The sequence below is a fragment of the Micromonospora sp. HNM0581 genome, from assembly GCF_012726175.1.
In the GTDB taxonomy this organism is placed as follows: domain Bacteria; phylum Actinomycetota; class Actinomycetes; order Mycobacteriales; family Micromonosporaceae; genus Micromonospora.
Map to the genome: position 1 here is coordinate 258551 of NZ_JAASAD010000002.1, position 19043 is coordinate 277593.

14 protein-coding genes and 1 pseudogene are annotated in these 19043 nt (G+C 70.0%); 9 read left to right on the top strand and 6 right to left on the bottom strand.

The window, feature by feature from the left end; translation table 11 throughout:
- The first annotated feature begins 97 nt into the window (after positions 1-97).
- The gene (locus HCA58_RS04075) at positions 98-1450 is read left to right on the top strand and encodes a DedA family protein (protein ID WP_169596388.1); all 1353 of its coding nucleotides are present in this window, start codon (positions 98-100) and stop codon (positions 1448-1450) included.
- Positions 1451-1479: 29 nt separating this feature from the next.
- Here the strand turns inward: HCA58_RS04075 and HCA58_RS04080 are convergent, their stop codons facing one another.
- Positions 1480-3600 (bottom strand): MMPL family transporter, encoded by a 2121-nt coding sequence (locus tag HCA58_RS04080; protein ID WP_169596389.1) that lies wholly within the window; start codon positions 3598-3600, stop codon positions 1480-1482.
- Between the two features lie 171 nt (positions 3601-3771).
- Here HCA58_RS04080 and HCA58_RS04085 point away from each other — a divergent pair, with 171 nt between their 5' ends.
- The 3 genes from HCA58_RS04085 (at position 3772) to HCA58_RS04095 (ending at position 7029) form a co-directional block, all read left to right on the top strand.
- Positions 3772-4287, top strand: coding sequence for a MarR family transcriptional regulator (locus HCA58_RS04085; protein ID WP_169596626.1), 516 nt, complete (start codon positions 3772-3774; stop codon positions 4285-4287).
- A gap of 3 nt (positions 4288-4290) precedes the next feature.
- Positions 4291-5970, top strand: coding sequence for a CocE/NonD family hydrolase (locus tag HCA58_RS04090; protein WP_169596390.1), 1680 nt, complete (start codon positions 4291-4293; stop codon positions 5968-5970).
- A gap of 162 nt (positions 5971-6132) precedes the next feature.
- Complete coding sequence (locus HCA58_RS04095; RefSeq protein ID WP_169596391.1) at positions 6133-7029, top strand: hypothetical protein; 897 nt, start codon at positions 6133-6135, stop codon at positions 7027-7029.
- 78 nt (positions 7030-7107) lie between these two features.
- Here the strand turns inward: HCA58_RS04095 and HCA58_RS04100 are convergent, their stop codons facing one another.
- Entirely contained in the window at positions 7108-7311 is a 204-nt protein-coding gene (locus HCA58_RS04100) for a cold-shock protein (protein ID WP_169596392.1), read from the bottom strand.
- Positions 7312-7543: 232 nt separating this feature from the next.
- Here HCA58_RS04100 and HCA58_RS04105 point away from each other — a divergent pair, with 232 nt between their 5' ends.
- On the top strand, positions 7544-8155 hold the full coding sequence (locus HCA58_RS04105; RefSeq protein ID WP_169596393.1) for a VTT domain-containing protein: 612 nt from the start codon (positions 7544-7546) through the stop codon (positions 8153-8155).
- Between the two features lie 42 nt (positions 8156-8197).
- Here HCA58_RS04105 and HCA58_RS04110 read toward each other — a convergent pair whose 3' ends face one another.
- Positions 8198-8851, bottom strand: a complete 654-nt coding sequence (locus tag HCA58_RS04110; protein WP_169596394.1) for an MBL fold metallo-hydrolase — start codon at positions 8849-8851, stop codon at positions 8198-8200.
- A 415-nt stretch (positions 8852-9266) separates the two neighbouring features.
- Here HCA58_RS04110 and uvrA point away from each other — a divergent pair, with 415 nt between their 5' ends.
- The 3 genes and pseudogenes from uvrA to uvrC all read left to right on the top strand — a co-directional run.
- Positions 9267-12209 (top strand): excinuclease ABC subunit UvrA, encoded by a 2943-nt coding sequence (gene uvrA / locus HCA58_RS04115; RefSeq protein WP_169596395.1) that lies wholly within the window; start codon positions 9267-9269, stop codon positions 12207-12209.
- A gap of 116 nt (positions 12210-12325) precedes the next feature.
- Entirely contained in the window at positions 12326-12829 is a 504-nt protein-coding gene (locus tag HCA58_RS04120; RefSeq protein ID WP_169596396.1) for a Rieske (2Fe-2S) protein, read from the top strand.
- 303 nt (positions 12830-13132) lie between these two features.
- A pseudogene (gene uvrC / locus HCA58_RS04125) lies at positions 13133-15217 on the top strand (excinuclease ABC subunit UvrC); the annotation flags it as partial.
- Positions 15218-15372: 155 nt separating this feature from the next.
- On the opposite strand, the gene recQ reads toward uvrC, so the two are convergent.
- A complete protein-coding gene (gene recQ, locus HCA58_RS04130) occupies positions 15373-17250 on the bottom strand; it encodes a DNA helicase RecQ (protein WP_169596398.1) in 1878 nt (625 codons plus the stop codon).
- 119 nt (positions 17251-17369) lie between these two features.
- Positions 17370-17792, bottom strand: coding sequence for a RidA family protein (locus HCA58_RS04135; protein ID WP_169596399.1), 423 nt, complete (start codon positions 17790-17792; stop codon positions 17370-17372).
- A 78-nt stretch (positions 17793-17870) separates the two neighbouring features.
- On the opposite strand from HCA58_RS04135, the gene HCA58_RS04140 reads away from it, so the two are divergent.
- Complete coding sequence (locus HCA58_RS04140) at positions 17871-18251, top strand: helix-turn-helix domain-containing protein (protein ID WP_169596400.1); 381 nt, start codon at positions 17871-17873, stop codon at positions 18249-18251.
- 54 nt (positions 18252-18305) lie between these two features.
- On the opposite strand, the gene HCA58_RS04145 is transcribed toward HCA58_RS04140, so the two are convergent.
- Positions 18306-18959 carry a hypothetical protein gene (locus HCA58_RS04145; protein ID WP_169596401.1) on the bottom strand — a complete coding sequence of 218 codons (654 nt, stop codon included), beginning with the start codon at positions 18957-18959 and terminating at the stop codon, positions 18306-18308.
- Between the last annotated feature and the right edge of the window lie 84 nt (positions 18960-19043).

Consider the following 19043-nt stretch of genomic DNA (forward strand, 5'->3'; position numbering starts at 1 on the left):
ACGGTGTGGCGTCGGGGTCACCCCGGGTGGTTCCGCCGCTGCGGCGTGGCGCTGTCACACTTGTGGGGCAGTCCTGCCGAGGTGATCCGGGGGCGTCGTGCACGATCTGCTCAGTTCGGTGCAGAGCCTGCCACCGGGGCTGATCTACGTGGTGGCGGCGCTGATCGTCGCCGCCGAGACGGCATTGATCATCGGTCTGGTGGCGCCCGGTGAGGCGACGCTGTTGCTGGTGGGCTTTCTCACGTACACCGGCACGTTGCGGTTCGGTCCGGCGTTGCTGGTGATGATCGCAGCCGCCGCGCTCGGCGATGCGTTGGCGTTCCGGGCCGGTCGGCGTTACGGGCCTCGGTTACGCGCCAGCAGGTGGGGTGTGCGGGTGGGCCCGCAGCGGTGGGCCCGCGCCGACGCGATGCTCGCCCGGATGGGCGGGCGGGGAATCCTCACCGCCCGATGGGTGGCGTTCGCCCGTACGCTGGTGCCCCGGCTGGCCGGTGCCTCCGGCATGCCGTACCGGCACTTCGTGTTCTGGAACCTGGCCGGGGTCAGCACCTGGGTGGGTGCTTCGGTGCTCGTCGGGCAGCTGGCCGGGGAGTCGTACGAGACGGTTTCCCGGATGCTGGGCCAGGCCACCGGTGCGGTGCTGGTGTTGGTGGCCGCGTTGGTTGCGGTGGTGCTGGCCGGCCGCTGGCTGGGCCGGAACCCCGATCCGGCGCGGGCGTTGCTGATCCGGGCGGCCCGGCTGCCGCCGCTGCGGTGGCTGTCGGCCCGCTACGGGCTGCTGTTCTTTTTGTTGAGTCTGCGTCTCGGGCCGGCGTGGGCGCTGCTGGCGAACCTGGCGGTCGGGGTGCTGCTGCTGTTCGTGGTGGCGCTGCTGATCGCGTGGGCCCTGCGGATGGTGGTCCGCAACAGCGGGTTGGCCCTCGTCGACGGGGTGATCGCGGGCTGGTTCACGGCGCGGCGGACACCTGACGCGGTGGCGGTGACCGAGGCGGCGGTGTCGGTGCTGCGGGGCTGGCCGCTGATCGTGGCGGTGGCAGCGGTGGCCCTGGTGCAGGCCTGGCGGCAGCGGCCCTGGCGGGCGGATCTGCTCAGTGTGGTCGGTACGGTTGGCGCTTTCGTGCCGCTCGTGGTGTTGGCGGCTGTGGCGGACCTGGCCGCCGGTGGCCGGGTGGTGTTGTTCTCCACCCAGAACGTGGTGGTGACCGCGAGCCTGTGCACGCTGGCGTGGCTGGTGTCGCGGGGGGCCCGGTGGCCGGTGGCGGTCGCCGCGTGGACCGTGGCGGCGGCCGGTGTGGTCACCATCGGCGGTGCCCGGCTGTACCTGGGGTTGAGTACGGCCAGCGGCACCGTCGGCGCGGTGTTGTTGGGCGCCGCCTGGACGGCGGTGTTCATGGTCGCCTGGGCTACCCGGGACCGGGCGGTGGCCGGGGGTGGGTCCGCCGCACGGTGAGCGCAGCCGACCACCCCCGGGTGCGGGGGCTACGACGTCTGGGCGCTGGAGTCGGCGTGCCGCTGACTGGGGTGCTGACCGTCGCGGATTCGGCCGGGCCACCAGAAGCGTTCGCCGAGGAGGAACGCCAGTGCCGGAACGACGACCGTGCGAACCAGCAGAGTGTCCAGCAACACACCGAGGCAGACGATGATCCCGATCTGGGTGAGGGTGATCAGTGGTAGCACGCCGAGAACCGCGAAGACGGCGGCGAGCAGGATACCGGCGCTGGTGATGACGCCGCCGGTGACGCGCAGCGCGGAAAGCATTCCCTCGCGGGTACCGGCGGTGCGGGCGTCCTCGCGGGCGCGGGTGACCAGGAAGATGTTGTAGTCGACGCCGAGCGCCACCAGGAAGACGAAGGCCAGCAGCGGCACGCTGGTGTCCAGTGCGGGGAAGCCGAGCACGTAGTCGAAGATCAGCCAGGCGCCGCCGAGGCTGGCGAAGTACGACGCGACGACGGTGACCACGAGCAGCACCGGAGCGAGCAGGCCGCGCAGCAGCAGGATCAGGACGGCACCGACCAGGAGCAGGATCAGCGGGAGGATGAGGCGTAGGTCCTCGGCGTCGGCCGCCGATGCGTCGTACGCGCCGGCCACGGTGCCGCCGACGATGGCGCCGGTCGGGGTGTCACCGCCCGCGGCGGCGGGTGGTGCGGAGCCGGGTACGGCGGCGACCGCGTCGCGTAGGGCCTCGAGTGTCCGGTCGGAGGCGGTGGTGCCGGGTTCGGCGTCGAGTACGACGTCGATCTGGGCGACGGCGGGGCCGGCGGTGCCGGGACGGGCGGAGGCGACCCCGGGTACCGCGGCGGCGGCTGCGGTGACCGCCGGTACGGCGTCGGGTCGGGTCAGCACCGCGACCGGTTGGGTGGTGCCGGCGGGGAAGGCGCTCGCAAGGGTCTGCGCCCCGGCGACAGCTTCCGGCTGGACCCGGAACTGTTCGGTCTCCGACAGCCCGGTCCGTAGGCCGAGGCCGCCCAGGGCCAGGCCGACCAGCAGCAGGGTGGCCAGGGCCGCGACAGGTACGGGACGGCGGATCACGGCGGAGCCGAGCCGACCCCAGATCCGGCCCTCTCGGCCCTTGCTGCCGACGTGCGGTACGAAAGGCCAGAACAGGCGTCGTCCGAGTAGCACCAGTGCGGCCGGTAGCACGATCAGGGCCGCCGCCATGGCCAGGAGAATTCCGGTGGCGCACGCGACGGCGAGAGCCCGGTTGAGTTCCCGTTCGCTGAGCAGCAGGGTGAGTACGCCGAGCATGACGGTGCCGCCGCTGGCGAGGATCGGTTCGGCGGTGCGGTGCAGCGCGGCACGCATGGCCGCGAACCGGTCCGCTTCGCGGCGCAGTTCCTCCCGGTAGCGGGCGATCAGCAGCAGGGCGTAGTTGGTGGCTGCGCCGAAGACGAGGACGCTGGCGATTCCGGACACGGCCCCGCCGGGGTAGTTGATGCCGACTGCGGGGATGACCGTGTCGAGGGCTCGCAGGGCGACCTGTTCGGTGGCTGCCACGACGGCCAGTGGCACCATCCACAGCAGCGGGCTGCGGTAGGTGACGAGCAGCAGCAGCGCGACGACAGCGGCGGTGACGGCGAGTAGGGTGGTGTCGGCGCCCTGGAAGACCTTCGTGAGGTCGGCGGTGAAGGCCGGAGCGCCGGTCACCTCGACGGTCAGGTCTGCCGGTAGCGCGGTGAGTGCCTCGCGGATCTCGGCCACGGTGGCGGCCACCGCTTCCTGGCCCCCGTCGGTGCTCAGCGGTACGGCGACCAGGGCCACGGTGCCCTCGGGGGAGAGCCGTGGCGGCGGGACCTGGCCGGTGGCGAGGCCACTGAGGGAGCTGGTGCCGGCGGCGACGGCGGTGCGGTCGCTGTCGGTCAACGGTGTTCGGTCGTTGCGGGTGACCACCACGATGGCCGGCTGGACGTCGCTGGCGGGTAGTTCGCCCTGAAGCCGCTCGACCTGGGTGGATTGCCACTGGCCGGACAGACCGGTGGCGGAGACGGGCGCCGGGTTGGCGGGGGTGGGCAGCCAGTAGATGGCCGCGCCCACGGCGAGGGCTGCCAGGATGGTGAGCCAGGCGTTGCGGTGACGGCCCGCCACGCGGGTGAACACGGACATCGAACTCCCCAACGAACGAGTATCTAGACAGTCGAGATTTTCACCTATCAAAAAAGATGCTGCAACCGCTCGCAGGTGAAGATTCTCGTCGGTCGAGACGGGCGGGTGGCTCGGTTATGCTGCGAACCCGGGAACGTCGGGAGGAAGCGGCGGGATGTGACAGCGCACGGTATGTACCGCCGGCGCGACACGCGCCGGGACGAGTTGATCGCCGAGATCACGGCCGAACTACGTCGTTACGGCGTGAACGCGCAGCACGTGGGTCATGCCTTCGCCGGCCAGCACGGTCTCAACGCCACGGACCTGCAGGCACTGATCGCCGTGATGGACGCCGAGCTGGTCGGTGACCCGATCACGCCCGGTCGGCTCGGCGAACACCTCGGACTCTCCTCCGGTTCGGTGACGGCCCTGATCGACCGCCTGGAACGCGCCGGGCATCTGCGCCGAGACCGGGACACCACGGACCGGCGAAAGGTGCTGCTGCGCTACGCCCAGCGCGGCGCCGAGCTGGCAACGGGTTTCTTCCGGCCGTTGGGTGAACGTACCGACCGGGTGATGGCCGGCTTCCGCGACGACGAGCTGGAGGTGGTGTACCGGTTCATCACGGCGATGGGAGCCTCGCTGCGGGAGCACCGGGACGAGGTCCGAGCCGCCCGGACCGAGCCGCATCGACGCCGGTCGGAGTGATCCGTGCTCGATGCTCTGGCGGCTGGACTCGCCGCCGTCGCGCTGCGACTGCCCCCACCGCGGACCCGACGGGTCTCCGTCACCCGGGACATCGCGCTGCGGGTACGGGACGGCGTGCTGCTACGCGCCGACCACTACGCGCCCAACCTGCCCGCCGCGCCCACCGTCCTGATCCGCACCCCGTACGGGCGGGCCGGACCGATGCGGTTGCTCTGCCGACTCGCCGCCGAGCAGGGATTTCACGTGGTCATCCAGTCGTGCCGGGGCACCGGCGGCTCCGGAGGCGAGTTCGAGCCGCTCGTGCACGAACGTGACGACGGAATGGACACGCTCGACTGGTTGCGTCGACAGCGGTGGTGGACCGGAGCGTTCGGCATGTTCGGCGCCAGCTACCAGGGTTTCGTCCAGTGGGCGCTCGCGGCGGACGCCGGCCCCCAACTACGGGCGATGGTCGCGGTCGCCACCGCCTCGACAACCCGCGACTCCACCTATGCCGGAGAATCGTTCGCCCTGGACACCGTGTTGACCTGGGCCGAGCTGTTGCAGGCGCAGACCGTCCCGTGGCTGGCCCGCCAGTGGGAGCTCAAGCGCGGCCAGCCGAGGCTGACCGCCGCCCTGTCCCACCTGCCGTTGGTCGAGGCCGACCGGGTCGCCACGGGGGTGACCGTGCCGTTCTTTCAGCAGTGGCTACGGCACCACACCCCGCACGCCGACTACTGGCGCAGCCGGGTCTTCGACGACCGGCTGCACCTGGTCACCGCCCCCGTGGCGATGATCAGCGGCTGGCACGACATTTTTCTGCCGGCTCAACTGCGCGACTACGCGGCGCTGCGGGCCGTCGGTGCGCGGCCACGTCTGGTGGTCGGGCCATGGACACACGGCAGTCCGGGTATGTTCGTCGCCGCCCTGCGCGAGGGACTGGGCTGGCTTGGCACCCACCTGTGCGACGAGCGGTCCGGTGACGTCACCGACGCCCCAGCCGACACGGCGGTGCGGGTGCACGTCGGTGGCGCCGGTGGTGGCTGGCGTGATTTGCCCGACTGGCCGCCGCCCGCCGAGGTCGTACGGTGGCACCTGCACCCTGGCGGGGTCCTGCGAGCCGCTGAGCCGGTGCCGTCGCCGCCGGACGGATTCTGGTACGACCCGGCCGATCCGACGCCTTCTCTCGGCGGTCCGCTGCTGGTGGCTCAACGGGCCGGACCGTTCGACAATCGCCCGATCGAGGCGCGGCCCGACGTGCTGACCTGGACCAGCGAACCGCTGACCGCCGGAATCGAGGTGGTCGGGCCGGTACGTGCCCAGATCTACCTGCGCAGTGACCTCAGGTACCTGGACGTTTTCGTTCGGCTGTGCGATGTGGATGCTCGGGGTCGCTCGTGGAACATCTGTGACGGGCTGGTCCGGCTCGACCCGCAGCGCTTCCCCGCCGACGACACGGACACCGTCGCGGTGTCGGTCGAGATGTGGCCCACCGCTCATCGTTTCGCTCCCGGGCGCCGGCTGCGGCTACAGGTCTCCGGCGGGGCCCATCCCCGCTACGCACGCAACCCGGGCACCGGTGAACCCCTCGGTGAGGCTGTGACACTCCGTAGTGGATTTCGAGAGATCATGCATGATCCGAAGTGTCCGTCCGCAGTGGTCCTACCGGTCGTCCACTCTGCCTCTCAGCCTCCTCCAAGCTGATTCAAAGCCCATCTGAGCTGGGCATTTGCCGGCAGTTCGAGTTATCGTGGTGGTACGCCCGGCGCCGTGCAACCGATCGACCGGGCCTGCCGGTGAGCCTCTCCACCGCGTACGCGGTGTCACTGTCGCGCCTGGTCCTCAATGAATAGCGAAGGGGGATCCATGACGCGGGCACCGGCAAATCTTCTCGCCGTCCGTAGTCTGCTGCTTGAGCATCTCGACCGCGATCCCAAGCGTGGTCGAGACGAGGATCTCGAACCCAACGAGGTCGGCATCGTCGGCGACGCCAACCATCGAGGGGGCTACCACTGCGGGTCGGACCGGGTCGTCACCAACGACTACTCGGTGGTCGAGTCGAGCCGCGACCGCAACGGGCTCACTCTCGACGCCGCAGCCCTGGACGTGGGAACGTTCCGACTCAACTCCCGCGGCCGAACCCACAACCTGTTCACATTCTCGACCTGGTGTGTGGCGCAGTGCGCCGCGAACGCCCCGGACACCCGCGACATCCGAGAGATCATCTATTCGCCGGACGGCAAGGTGGTCCGGCGCTGGGACCGGCTCGGTCGCCGCAGCACCGGGGACCGGTCCCACCTGTGGCACACCCACTTCAGCTTCTTCCGAGACTCGATCAAGGCGAAACGCGACCAGCGGCCCCTGTTCCGCCGCTACCTGACCGCCATCGGACTACTCGACTCCGAAGATGGGGAGAATGACATGACACCCGAGGAGCACAACTGGCTCAAGACCGTCCACCGCAACCTCACCGTGCTGGACGGTCGCAACCCGGTCGGACAGACCTACACCCGGATGGCTATGGGGGAGGACCACATCAACCCCGACTTCCAGGTCTCCCATCCGACGCTACGTAGCATCGGCGCCCAGCTCACCGCCCTGCAGGGCGCGGTGGAATCGCTGGTCAACCGGGATTTCACCGACGAGCAGGCGATAGTCGCCGGGGTGCTGGCCGGTCTCACCCCGCAGGAGATCGCGGCAGCGATCCCGCCCACCGTGGCGGACCAGGTCGTCAGTGAGCTGAGCCGGCGCCTGGCGGCCTGAGGCGGCACCCTGACGGGTGGCGGCCGGTTCCGGCCGCCACCCACCGCCGTGCGGTCAGCCCCACGGGACCGGTACGAGTCAGAGCGGACGGACGTTGTCCGCCTGCGGGCCCTTCTGCCCCTGGGTCACGTCGAACTCGACCTTCTGCCCCTCGGTCAGCTCGCGGTAACCGCTGGACTGGATGGCCGAGTAGTGGACGAAGACGTCGGGTCCTCCGCCGTCCTGCTCGATGAAGCCGAAGCCCTTTTCGGAGTTGAACCACTTCACGGTGCCGGTTGCCATGCGTACTCTCTCCCTGTTCCATGCGGTCGACCGCTGGCTTGCGCGCCGGTGATCGCCCAATACCATCCCGACAGTAACCGGTGGATTGGGGATTTGCCGGGCGAAGCGCCTCAGGCGCTGCCGCGGATGACGACGACGCGACGGGGATCGGGGTACACCCGCAGGGGCCTCGCCGAAGAATGGGGGCGAAACCTGATGTCCGCGGTGGCGGGCAGGCCCTAGCGTACGAGGAATGGTAGACCAGTTGGCCCAGGTCGGGGAACTGCCCTTGGTGGTGCTGATGGCGGTGCTCGGGGTGGTCATGCTCTTCGACGCGGTGCCGCTGCTCGGGGTCCTCGTACCCGGTGACGTGGCGGTGCTCGCCGCCGTGGCGGTCGGCGGCCCCGCCACCGGGCTGGCGGCCTTCGTCGCCGTGGTCACCGGATGCCTAACCGGCTGGTCGCTGAGTTTCATGGTCGGCCGGCTGTGGGGCGACCGCCTGCGGCGCAGCCGCGTCGGTAGCTGGATCGGCGAGACGCGGTGGGCCGCGGCGGAGGGCATCCTGCGCCGCGACGGCGGGCGGCTGGTGCTGATCGCGCCGTTTCTGCCGGTGTTCAACGCGTTGCTGCCACTGGCCGCAGGCGGGCTGCACATGTCGTACCTGCGGTTCCTCGGGTACGCGGCCCTCGGCGCGGCCGGATGGACCGGACTCTACCTGGTGGCGGGTACCGCGTCGCGGACCTTGGCCGGGCTGGTCCCCGCCGGGGTGAGTCCGCTCCTGGTGACCATGGTCGGAGGGCTGCTGCTGGCAGTCCTGGTGCTGCTCGGTACCCGACGCCGACTGCGCGCGGTCACCAACCGCTGACCCGAACGGTCGACGGGACCTGCCCCGTCGACCAGCGGGCTGTCACCAGCCGCGGGCGCGCCACTCGGCCAGGTGGGGACGCTGCGCGCCGAGCGTCGAGTCCTGGCCGTGCCCGGGATAGAACCAGGTTTCGTCGGGCAGCCGGTCGAATAGCTTGTGCTCGACGTCGTCGATGAGTGCCGCGAACCGATGCGGATCCCGATCGGTGTTCCCCACCCCGCCGGGGAACAGACTGTCCCCGGTGAATAGGTGCGGTACACCGGTCGGGTCACGGTAGAGCAGCGCCACCGAGCCGGGGGTGTGGCCCCGGAGGTGGATGACCTCCAGGGCACAGTCACCGACCGGCACGACATCACCGTCGGTGAGGGACTGCGTCTCGATCGGTAGGCCGGCCGCGTCGTCGGCGTGCACCAGGGCACGCGCGCCGGTCTTGGCCGCCACCTCTTCCAGACCCACCCAGTGGTCCATGTGCTGATGGGTGGTCACCACCGTGGTGAGGCCGGCGTCGCCGATCAGATCCAACAGGCGGGGCGCCTCGTTCGCGGCGTCGATCAGCACCTGCTCGCCGGTGTTGCCGCAGCGCAGCAGGTAGGCGTTGTTGTCCATTGGCCCAACCGACACCTTGGTGATGGTCAGCCGGTCGAGTTCGCGTACCGCAGGCGGGCCGCCGGGGGTGACTTCTCCGCTGTAGGCCATGGTCCCTGGATCCGTTCGGGTGGTGGGCCGCTGTCCGCGGGGGGTGACGGTCAGGGTGACGCCGGGGGTCGGAGCCGGTCCGCGGCAGCGAATCCATCGTCACGGTGCTGACCCTAGTGGCCCGCGCCCACCACGTCGCGGCGGAACTCACTTCCGACGTGGCGGGACCCGACCGGCGGTGCGCTGCTGGCCGCAGCCGTCGGCGACGTCACCCGGCTACGCTGAATGTCCGTCTTGTCGGATGCTTCGACTGCATGATCGATGGGACTGTCGGGGAGGGGGCGCTGGCTGGGGGAAGTTGTCGGAGGGCGGGTCTACAGTTGCCGGGGCGCACGCTATGCGCTGGCACAACCGCTGAGTTTATCTCATTAGCGGACAGATCCTTCTCTTCGTCTCACCCGGGAGTACACGGACCGTGGCCGACCGTTTGATCATTCGTGGCGCACGCGAGCACAACCTGCGTGACGTCAGTCTCGACCTGCCCCGGGACGCCCTGATCGTGTTCACCGGGCTGTCCGGGTCGGGCAAGTCGAGCCTGGCCTTCGACACGATCTTCGCCGAGGGACAGCGTCGGTACGTAGAGTCGCTGTCGTCGTACGCCCGGCAGTTCCTCGGCCAGATGGACAAGCCGGACGTCGACTTCATCGAAGGCCTGAGCCCGGCCGTCTCCATTGACCAGAAGTCCACCTCACGCAACCCCCGCTCCACCGTCGGCACGATCACCGAGGTCTACGACTACCTGCGGCTGCTCTTCGCCCGGGTCGGCGAGCCGCACTGCCCGGTCTGCGGCGAACGCATCTCCCGGCAGAGTCCGCAGCAGATCGTCGACCGGGTGCTCGCCATGGCCGAAGGGACCCGCTTCATGGTCCTCGCACCAGTCGTGCGGGGGCGCAAGGGCGAGTACGTCGACCTGTTCGCCGAACTCCAGGCCAAGGGATATGCCCGGGCCCGGGTCGACGGGGTGGTGCACCAGCTCACCGATCCGCCGAAGCTGAAGAAACAGGAGAAGCACACCATCGAGGTGGTGATCGACCGGCTCAGCGTCAAGCCCAGCGCCAAGCAACGGCTGACCGATTCGGTCGAGGCGGCGCTGGGACTTTCCGGGGGCCTGGTCCTGCTCGACTTCGTCGACCTGCCCGAGGACGACCCCGGCCGGGAACGGCGCTACTCCGAGCACCTTGCCTGCCCCAACGACCACCCTCTCGCCATCGAGGACCTGGAGCCACGGGTCTTCTCCTTCAACGCGCCGTACGGAGCCTGCCCGGAGTGCACCGGCCTGGGCACCAAGAAGGAGGTCGACCCTGAGCTGGTCGTCCCCGACCCGGAGCGCAGCCTGCGGGAGGGTGCGATCCAGCCCTGGTCGACCGGGCACAACCTGGAATACTTCCTGCGCCTGCTGGAGGCGCTCGGCGAGGCGGAGCACTTCGACGTCGACACACCCTGGCGGGCGTTGCCGTCGCGGGCGCAGAAGACGATCCTGCACGGCTCCGGCGACCAGGTGCACGTGCGCTACCGCAACAAGTACGGCCGGGAGCGTTCGTACTACACCGGCTTCGAGGGCGTGATGCAGTGGATCGAACGCCGGCACTCCGACACCGAGAGCGAGTGGTCGCGGGAGAAGTACGAGGGCTACATGCGCGACGTGCCCTGCGCGGCCTGCGGTGGAGCCCGACTCAAGCCCGAGGTGCTCGCGGTCACCCTGGCCGGACGCAGCATCGCCGAGGTGTGCAACCTGTCGGTGGGTGAGTGCGCCGAACTGCTGGCCGGCATCGAGCTGACCGACCGGCAGAAGTTGATCGCCGAGCGGGTGCTCAAGGAGATCAACGCCCGGTTGCGTTTCCTGCTCGACGTCGGGCTGGACTACCTCTCCCTGGACCGACCGGCCGGCACCCTCTCCGGCGGCGAGGCGCAGCGGATCCGGCTGGCCACCCAGATCGGCTCCGGCCTGGTCGGGGTGCTCTACGTGCTCGACGAACCGTCGATCGGGCTGCACCAGCGGGACAACCACCGGCTGATCGAGACCCTCGTGCGACTGCGCGGCCTGGGCAACACACTGATCGTGGTCGAGCACGACGAGGACACCATCCGTACCGCCGACTGGATCGTCGACATCGGTCCCGGAGCCGGGGAACACGGCGGTCGGATCGTGCACAGTGGTTCGGTGCCGGCGCTGCTGGAGAACCCGGAGTCGCTGACCGGGGCCTACCTCTGCGGCCGGCGGGAGATCCCGACACCCGACAGACGTCGACCGCAGACCACGGGGCGTGAGCTGGTGGTGCACGGGGCCCGCGAACACAACCTGCGTAACCTGACCGTGAGCTTCCCGCTGGGCCAGCTGATCGCCGTCACCGGGGTCAGCGGCTCAGGCAAGTCGACTCTCGTCAACGACATTCTCTACACGGTGCTGGCCAACCAGATCAACGGTGCCCGGCTGGTGCCGGGTCGGCACACCCGGATCTCCGGACTGGAGCACGTCGACAAGGTCGTCGGCGTGGACCAGTCGCCGATCGGGCGTACCCCACGGTCCAACCCGGCCACCTACACCGGGGTGTGGGACCACGTGCGGAAACTGTTCGCCGAGACCACCGAGGCGAAGGTCCGTGGGTACGGTCCCGGACGGTTCTCCTTCAACGTCAAGGGGGGCCGGTGTGAGGCGTGCTCCGGTGACGGCACGATCAAGATCGAGATGAACTTCCTGCCCGACGTGTACGTGCCGTGCGAGGTCTGCAAGGGTGCCCGGTACAACCGGGAGACCCTGGAGGTGCACTACAAGGGCAAGACCGTCTCCGACGTGCTGGAGATGCCGATCGAGGAGGCGGCTGAGTTCTTCTCCGCCATCCCGGCCATCCACCGACACCTCAAGACGCTGGTCGACGTCGGTCTGGGCTACGTACGGCTGGGGCAGCCGGCGCCGACGCTCTCCGGTGGCGAGGCGCAGCGGGTCAAGCTCGCCTCGGAGTTGCAGAAGCGTTCGACCGGGCGGACGGTCTACGTGCTCGACGAACCGACCACCGGCCTGCACTTCGAGGACATCCGCAAGCTGCTGCTGGTGTTGGAGGGTCTGGTCGACAAGGGCAACACGGTGATCACGATCGAGCACAACCTCGACGTGATCAAGAGCGCCGACTGGCTCATCGACATGGGTCCCGAGGGTGGCCACCGGGGCGGTACGGTGCTGGCCGCCGGTAGCCCCGAGGAGGTCGCCGAGGTCACCGAAAGTCACACCGGGCAGTTCCTGCGTACCGTGCTCAAGCTCGACGGCACGGCGAAGGGTGCCGTGGCGGCCACCGCCCGGGCGGCGAAAGCCAACGCCGGCCGGTCCCGCGGCGGCCGGAAGACCGCCGCCGGCACCCGCTGACCGGCGTCCGGGACCGCGTACCCGGTGGCCGATCGGGTGAACCGCCAGGCAGAACGGTACGTGTAGGGAGAGTGGTGGCAGACCATTGACCAGGGTGACCGACGGAGAGGTGAGGCATGAGCGAGGCGCAACGCAGCACTGGTACCAGCGACGACCAGGCACCGGCGGGGCGTGGAGTGCGTACCCGCCGAGCCCTGCTCACCGGCGCGGGTGCCCTCGGCGCGGTGGCGGTGCTGACCGCCTGCGGCGGTGACGGCGACGACGGTGCGGCGCCGAGTCCCGGGCCGGAGGTCACCAACACCGGCGACGCCGGTGGCGGGGACCGGGAGGGCGCCCAGTCACTGGCCCGCACCACCGACATCCCGGTCGGCGGCGGCGCGGTCTTCGCCGCCCAGGGCGTGGTGATCACTCAACCCGCCGCAGGTGACTTCAAGGGCTTCGATCCGATCTGCACCCATCAGGGCTGCCCGGTGTCGAACGTCGACGGTGGCACGATCAACTGCACCTGCCACGGCAGCAAGTTCTCCATCGAGGACGGTTCGGTCACCGCCGGCCCCGCCACCGAGCCGCTGCCGGTCAAGGAGATCACGATCGACGGCGACCAGATCGCGCTTGCCTGAGCCGATCGGAGGGCGGTCGCGGCCGGGACGGTGAGGCCCGGCCCACGACCGCCGGCATCACTGGGTGTAGACGGACCTCTCCCAGAGCGGGAAGCCGTAGGAGGTGCCGCGGGTCAGGCCGTATCTCGACGAGGGTGGCGTTGCCGCTGTGGCCGGGCGGCAGGATCTCGGCGCATTCCCTGAGGAAGTAGTCGTTGCCGGCGAAGGCGTCGATCGGGATTCTCGTGGCGAGAGCCCGGTCAACTCGAGAAGGGTCATCCAGGGACGATTCGGGCTGTCGGAGGTGGCGACTAGTCTCGGGCTGTGGCTGATCCGTCGACCTACCGCCCCGCGCCGGGCACGATCCCCGAGGCGCCGGGGGTCTACCGCTTCTACGACGGCACCGGTCGGGTCATCTACGTGGGCAAGGCGAAGAATCTGCGCAGCCGGCTCAACTCCTACTTCGCCGACCTGTGGGGGCTACACCAGCGCACCCAGCAGATGGTCACCACCGCCGAGGCGGTCGACTGGGTCACCGTCGGCACCGAGGTCGAGGCGCTCCAGCTCGAATACCTCTGGATCAAGCAGTACGACCCGAGGTTCAACGTCCGGTACCGCGACGACAAGTCCTATCCCTACCTGGCGGTGACCCTCGACGAGGAGTACCCACGGCTCCAGGTGATGCGCGGGGCCAAGCGCAAGGGGGTGCGCTACTTCGGGCCGTACTCACACGCCTGGGCGATCCGCGAAACGCTCGACCTGCTCCTGAGGGTCTTCCCGGCGCGCACCTGCTCAGCCGGGGTGTTCAAGCGGGCCGGTCAGGTTGGCCGTCCCTGCCTGCTGGGCTACATCGGCAAGTGCTCGGCCCCCTGCGTCGGTACCGTCTCCGCCGAGCGGCACCGCGAGATCGTCGACGACTTCTGCGACTTCATGGCCGGGCGCACCGACACCATGGTCCGCAAACTGGAACGCGAGATGGCCGAGGCCAGCGAGCAGCTGGAGTTCGAGCGGGCCGCCCGGCTGCGCGACGACGTCGCCGCGCTACGCCGGGCGATGGAGAAGCAGACCGTGGTGCTCGGCGACGGCACCGACGCCGACGTGGTGGCCTTCGCCGACGATCCGCTCGAAGCCGCGGTCCAGGTTTTCCACGTGCGCAGCGGCCGGGTACGCGGTCAGCGCGGTTGGGTGGTGGAGAAGACCGAGGAGCTCACGACGGGCGACCTGGTGCACCACTTCTGCACCCAGGTCTACGGCGGCGAACACGGCGAGGCCGACGTGCCACGGGAGTTGCTGGTGCCCGAGCTGCCGGCCGACTCGGACGCCCTGGCCGACTGGCTCTCCGGCCACCGGGGTGGCCGGGTAACCCTGCGGGTGCCGCAGCGTGGTGACAAGCGGGCCCTGATGGAGACCGTCGAACGTAATGCGAAGGATGCCCTGGCCCGGCACAAGCTCAAGCGGGCCGGTGATCTCACCACCCGCGGCAAGGCCCTCGACGAGATCACCGAGGCGCTCGGCATGGGAACGGCCCCGCTGCGCATCGAGTGCTTCGACATCTCACAGATCCAGGGCACCGACGTGGTGGCGAGCATGGTCGTCTTCGAGGACGGGCTGCCCCGCAAGAGTGAGTACCGTCGGTTCATCATCCGGGGCGCCACCGACGACCTCTCGGCGATGTCCGAGGTGCTGCGCCGCCGCTTCGCCCGCTACCTCGACGCCCGAGCGGAGACCGGAGAGGTCGGTGTCGAGTCTGCCGCCGACCTCGTCATCCCGCCCGCCGCCGTGGACACCGCCGCCGTGGACACCGCCGACGCTGACACCGCCGACGCTGACACCGCCGCCCCTGACCCGGCCACGGTCGCGGCGTACCCCCTCAGCGGCGCGTCGGCCGCTGTCGACGGTGGTGACGCAGGCGTCGTCGACGGCAGCGACGAGCCCCGGATCGGCACGTTGGTCGACCCGACCACCGGCCGGCCACGCAAGTTCGCGTACCCGCCGCAACTGGTGGTGGTCGACGGCGGAGCGCCGCAGGTCGCCGCCGCGGCGCAGGCCCTCGCCGAGCTGGGCGTCGACGATGTGGCGCTGTGCGGCCTGGCCAAGCGGCTGGAGGAGGTCTGGCTGCCCGACGACGACTTCCCGGTCATCCTGCCGCGCGCCTCCGAGGGGCTCTACCTGCTGCAACGGGTACGCGACGAGGCGCACCGCTTCGCCATCACGTTCCACCGTCAGCGTCGCTCCAAACGGATGACCACCTCGGCGTTGGAGGACGTTCCCGGCCTGGGCGAGGTACGCCGTTCGGCGTTGCTGCGTCACTTCGGCTCGCTGAAACGTCTCTCGGCCGCCACCGTCGAGGAGATCATCGAGGTTCCCGGCGTCGGCCGGCGCACGGCCGAGGCCATCCTGGCCGCGCTCGGCGCCGGCGGCGACGAGCGACAGCCCGCCGAATGACCACCGTCGATGTTGCGTCGTCGAGGTCGCCAGGAGAGCCTGGTACCTGGCAGATGCGGTGCGGGTGTGGGTGGCGACCCTGTCGAGCTGACAGCACGAACGGGTCGCCGACGGTGAACTCAGCCGTCGGCGAGCACCCCGAGAAGCTGGTCGCCGTACCTGGCCAACTTGTTCTCGCCGACTCCGCTGATGCGGGACAGCTCGGCTAGGCTGGACGGCGCATCGGCGGCGATCTGCCGCAACGTCGCGTCGTGGAAGATGACGTACGCGGGTACGCCCTGCTCCTTCGCGGTGGCCGCCCGCCAGGCCCGCAGTCGCTCGAACGTGCCGGCCGCCTCCGCCGGAAGCTCGGCCACCACGGTGGCCGCGCCCCGGGGCTTCGCGACCTTCGCCGGGCGTGCCGCCTCGCGGCGAAGCATCACGGTGCGCCGCCGGCCGAGCACCTCGGCGCTGGCGTCGGTCAGCGCCAGGGTGCCGTAGTCGCCCTCGACGGCGAGAAGTCCCTCGGCGAGCAGTTGCCGGACCACGCCGCGCCACTCCGCCTCGCTCAGTTCCCCGCCGATGCCGAACACGGTGAGCGAGTCGTGCCGATGCTGGCTGATCTTGTCGGTGGTACGACCGAGCAGGATGTCGATGCAGTGCCCGGCGCCGAACCGTTGGTTGCGCTCCCGGTCGAGTCGGACAACGGTGGAGAGCAGCTTCTGCGCGACCACCGTGCCGTCCCAGGACTCGGGCGGCTCCAGGCAGGTGTCGCAGTTGCCGCAGCCGCCGGTGCCCGGCTCGCCGAAGTACTCCAGCAACTGCGCCCGGCGGCAGCGGACCGTCTCGCAGAGCGCGAGCATCGCGTCGAGATGGGCGGCGAGGTTGCGCCGGTGCGCCAGATCGCCCTCGGAGGTGTCGATCATCTTCCGTTGCTGCACCACGTCCGGTAGCCCGTAGGCCAGCCAGGCGGTCGACGGCAGGCCGTCGCGGCCGGCGCGGCCAGTCTCCTGGTAGTAGCCCTCGACCGACTTGGGCAGGTCGAGGTGGGCGACGAATCGTACGTCGGGCTTGTCGATGCCCATCCCGAAAGCGATCGTCGCCACCATCACCACGCCGTCGGCGCGGAGGAAGCGTTGCTGGTTGGCGGCGCGGGTCGACGCGTCCAGTCCGGCGTGGTAGGGCAGCGCGTCGATGCCGTTGGCGACCAGGAAGTCGGCGGTTTTCTCCACCGAGGCACGGGACAGGCAGTAGACGATGCCCGCGTCGCCGGGATGCTCGTCGCGCAGCAGGGCCAGTAGCTGCTTACGCGGCTCCCGCTTCGGCACGATCCGGTACTGGATGTTGGGGCGGTCGAAGCTGGCCACGAAGTGCCGCGCCTCGGTGAGGCTGAGCCGGGTGGCGATCTCGGACCGGGTGGCGCTGGTCGCGGTGGCGGTCAGCGCTATACGGGGTACGCCCGGCCAGCGTTCGTGCAGCATGGACAGGTTGAGGTAGTCGGGCCGGAAGTCGTGGCCCCACTGCGACACGCAGTGCGCCTCGTCGATGGCGAACAGGCCGATCCGCCCCCGGTCCAGCAGGTTCAGCGTGACCCGGCTGGCCAGCGCCTCCGGCGCCAGGTAGAGCAGATCGATTTCGCCGGCCACGAACTCCGCCTCGACCAGCCGGCGGGTGCCCGGGTCGAGGGTGGAGTTGAGGAATCCGGCCCGCACCCCGACCGCGGTCAGCGCGTCGACCTGGTCCTGCATCAGCGCGATCAGCGGCGAGATCACCACGGCGACGCCGTCGCGGACCAGCGCGGGAATCTGGTAGCACAACGACTTGCCGCCGCCGGTCGGCATCAGCACCAGCGCGTCACCGCCGGCCACCACATGGTCGATGACCTCCCGCTGGAAGCCCCGGAAGGAGTCGTACCCGAAGACCCGCCGCAGCACGTCCAGCGCCGCGGTCACCCTTTCCCCGGTCGGGGCGTCGGAGGTGGCCAGGTCGGTGACGTTCACGTCGGCGGGAGAGACCATCCGAGGATTCTACGAGCCACCCCGGACAGCGACCGTACGCCGTTGCCGGCCGGCGGGACGTCAGTTCCGACTCCTCGCCCGTCCTCCCGCTCGCCCCGCGCCAGCGCCGGTCGGTCTGCTCAGGTGAGCACGGCGTACGCCTCGATCTCGACCAGCACGTCCGGTTCGAAGAGGTAATCGACGCCGATCACGGACAGCGGCGGCAACGGGCGGGGGATGCCGAGCTCGTCGGTGACGCTGTCGATACCCGCGAAGAAGGCGGTCATGATGGCGTTCCGGTTCTCGGCGCTCCACCCGGTGACGAAGAACCGTAGGCGCACCACGTCGGTGAAGCTCGCGCCCGCGCCACCGAGTCCACGCGCCGTGTTGCGCAGCGCCTGCCTGATCTGCCCGGCGAGGTCGCCCGTGGCGACCGGATTTCCGACGCCGTCTCGCGCGATCTGCCCGGCGACGTGGACGTGCCGGGTGCCGGCACCTACCGCGACATGGTGGTACGGCACCGGCTGGAACATGCCTTCCGGGGTGAGAAGCTGCGTGGCCATCAGAGATCCCTTCGCCGATCAAGTAGGTATCTCATGACTACCTGGTACCCCGAGGGCACTTCAACTAGCCTAGGTGTCGTGCGGGAAACCACGTCCTTCCATCACTCTCAGGTCACCGCGGAGCAGCGGGAGTTGCTCGACCAAGTGCTCGACAAATGGTCCCTGCAAGTTCTCGACCAGCTGTGCGGGCGATCACTGCGGTTCAACGAACTGCGCCGTGCGCTCCCGGTCGTGACACAGAAGTCACTGACGACGACGCTGCGACGGCTGGAGCGCAACGGAATGGTCGAGCGAGTGATCGTGGGCACGCGACCGGTCGCAGTCGAGTACCGCATCGCACCGTTGGGGAAGACGCTGCAACAGCTCATCGACGCGTTACTCGGCTGGAGCGAGGCCCACCTGCCCGAGGTGCAGCGAGCCCGGGAACACTTCGACGCGCGGTCGCCAGGAGCAGGGTAGCCCGGCCTGACCGAGTTGCTGGCAGTCCGGACGCGCAGCGACGCAGCCCGGTGTTCAGTCGGCCGGTAAGACGGGGACCCGTTTGGCCCAGCGGACGTCGCCGTCGGGGGCGACGTAGCAGAACGCCACCGCCAGGCGCGACGGGTCGGTCAGCGGCACGGCACCGGGCACCAGCCGGAAGACGGCGATCAGGCTGCCGTCGGCGGTCGCACGGGTGCCCACCGCGCCGACGTTGCCCGGGGTGCCGAACGTGCCGTCGGGCTCCTCGCGGGTGGCGGTGTCGGCGAGCCAGGGGTAGCGGTCGGCCAGCACGTCGTACGCGCCGGCCCAGTTGAAGCCGGTGCCGCCGGCGGCGTCCCAACCGGAGTACGGCTGGACCACCCGGGCCGGTTCCATCCGAGAGTCGAGCAGGATGACCTGGTAGTGGCCCTTCCGGGTCGGCCCCGACCAGCGCAGTCGTAACACCACCGACTGCCGGTCGGGATCACCGATGACACTGTCCACCGGCTCGGGCCAGCCGAACGCGACGACCGAGTCCGCCACCTGGTCTGGCTCCGGCAGCACGGCCTCGACGGTCACCGCCACCTGGTCGCCGCCGTGTGCCCACTCGCGTTCGCGGTCGACGTAGCGGTCCACCGTGGCCAACACGGCGATCGTGACCGACACCAGGGCAACCACCCAGCGCAGCCGCGCCCCGTGCCTGCCCATGGCCGGAGGATAACCGTCTCCCGCGCCGCGCGCCGTCAGTCAGCCGACATCCGACGCGCACAGCGTCGCCCGACACCATCAGCC

Excerpts from the sequence above, each read along its gene's own strand:
- HCA58_RS04110 (WP_169596394.1), bottom strand. The coding sequence starts at position 8,851 with ATGGCCTACAGCGGAGAAGTCACCCCCGGCGGCCCGCCTGCGGTACGC.
- HCA58_RS04135 (WP_169596399.1), bottom strand. The coding sequence starts at position 17,792 with ATGGCCACGCAGCTTCTCACCCCGGAAGGCATGTTCCAGCCGGTGCCG.
- HCA58_RS04120 (WP_169596396.1), top strand. The coding sequence starts at position 12,326 with ATGAGCGAGGCGCAACGCAGCACTGGTACCAGCGACGACCAGGCACCG.
- HCA58_RS04095 (WP_169596391.1), top strand. The coding sequence starts at position 6,133 with ATGACGCGGGCACCGGCAAATCTTCTCGCCGTCCGTAGTCTGCTGCTT.
- HCA58_RS04145 (WP_169596401.1), bottom strand. The coding sequence starts at position 18,959 with ATGGGCAGGCACGGGGCGCGGCTGCGCTGGGTGGTTGCCCTGGTGTCG.
- recQ (WP_169596398.1), bottom strand. The coding sequence starts at position 17,250 with ATGGTCTCTCCCGCCGACGTGAACGTCACCGACCTGGCCACCTCCGAC.
- HCA58_RS04105 (WP_169596393.1), top strand. The coding sequence starts at position 7,544 with ATGGTAGACCAGTTGGCCCAGGTCGGGGAACTGCCCTTGGTGGTGCTG.
- HCA58_RS04080 (WP_169596389.1), bottom strand. The coding sequence starts at position 3,600 with ATGTCCGTGTTCACCCGCGTGGCGGGCCGTCACCGCAACGCCTGGCTC.
- HCA58_RS04085 (WP_169596626.1), top strand. The coding sequence starts at position 3,772 with ATGTACCGCCGGCGCGACACGCGCCGGGACGAGTTGATCGCCGAGATC.
- HCA58_RS04100 (WP_169596392.1), bottom strand. The coding sequence starts at position 7,311 with ATGGCAACCGGCACCGTGAAGTGGTTCAACTCCGAAAAGGGCTTCGGC.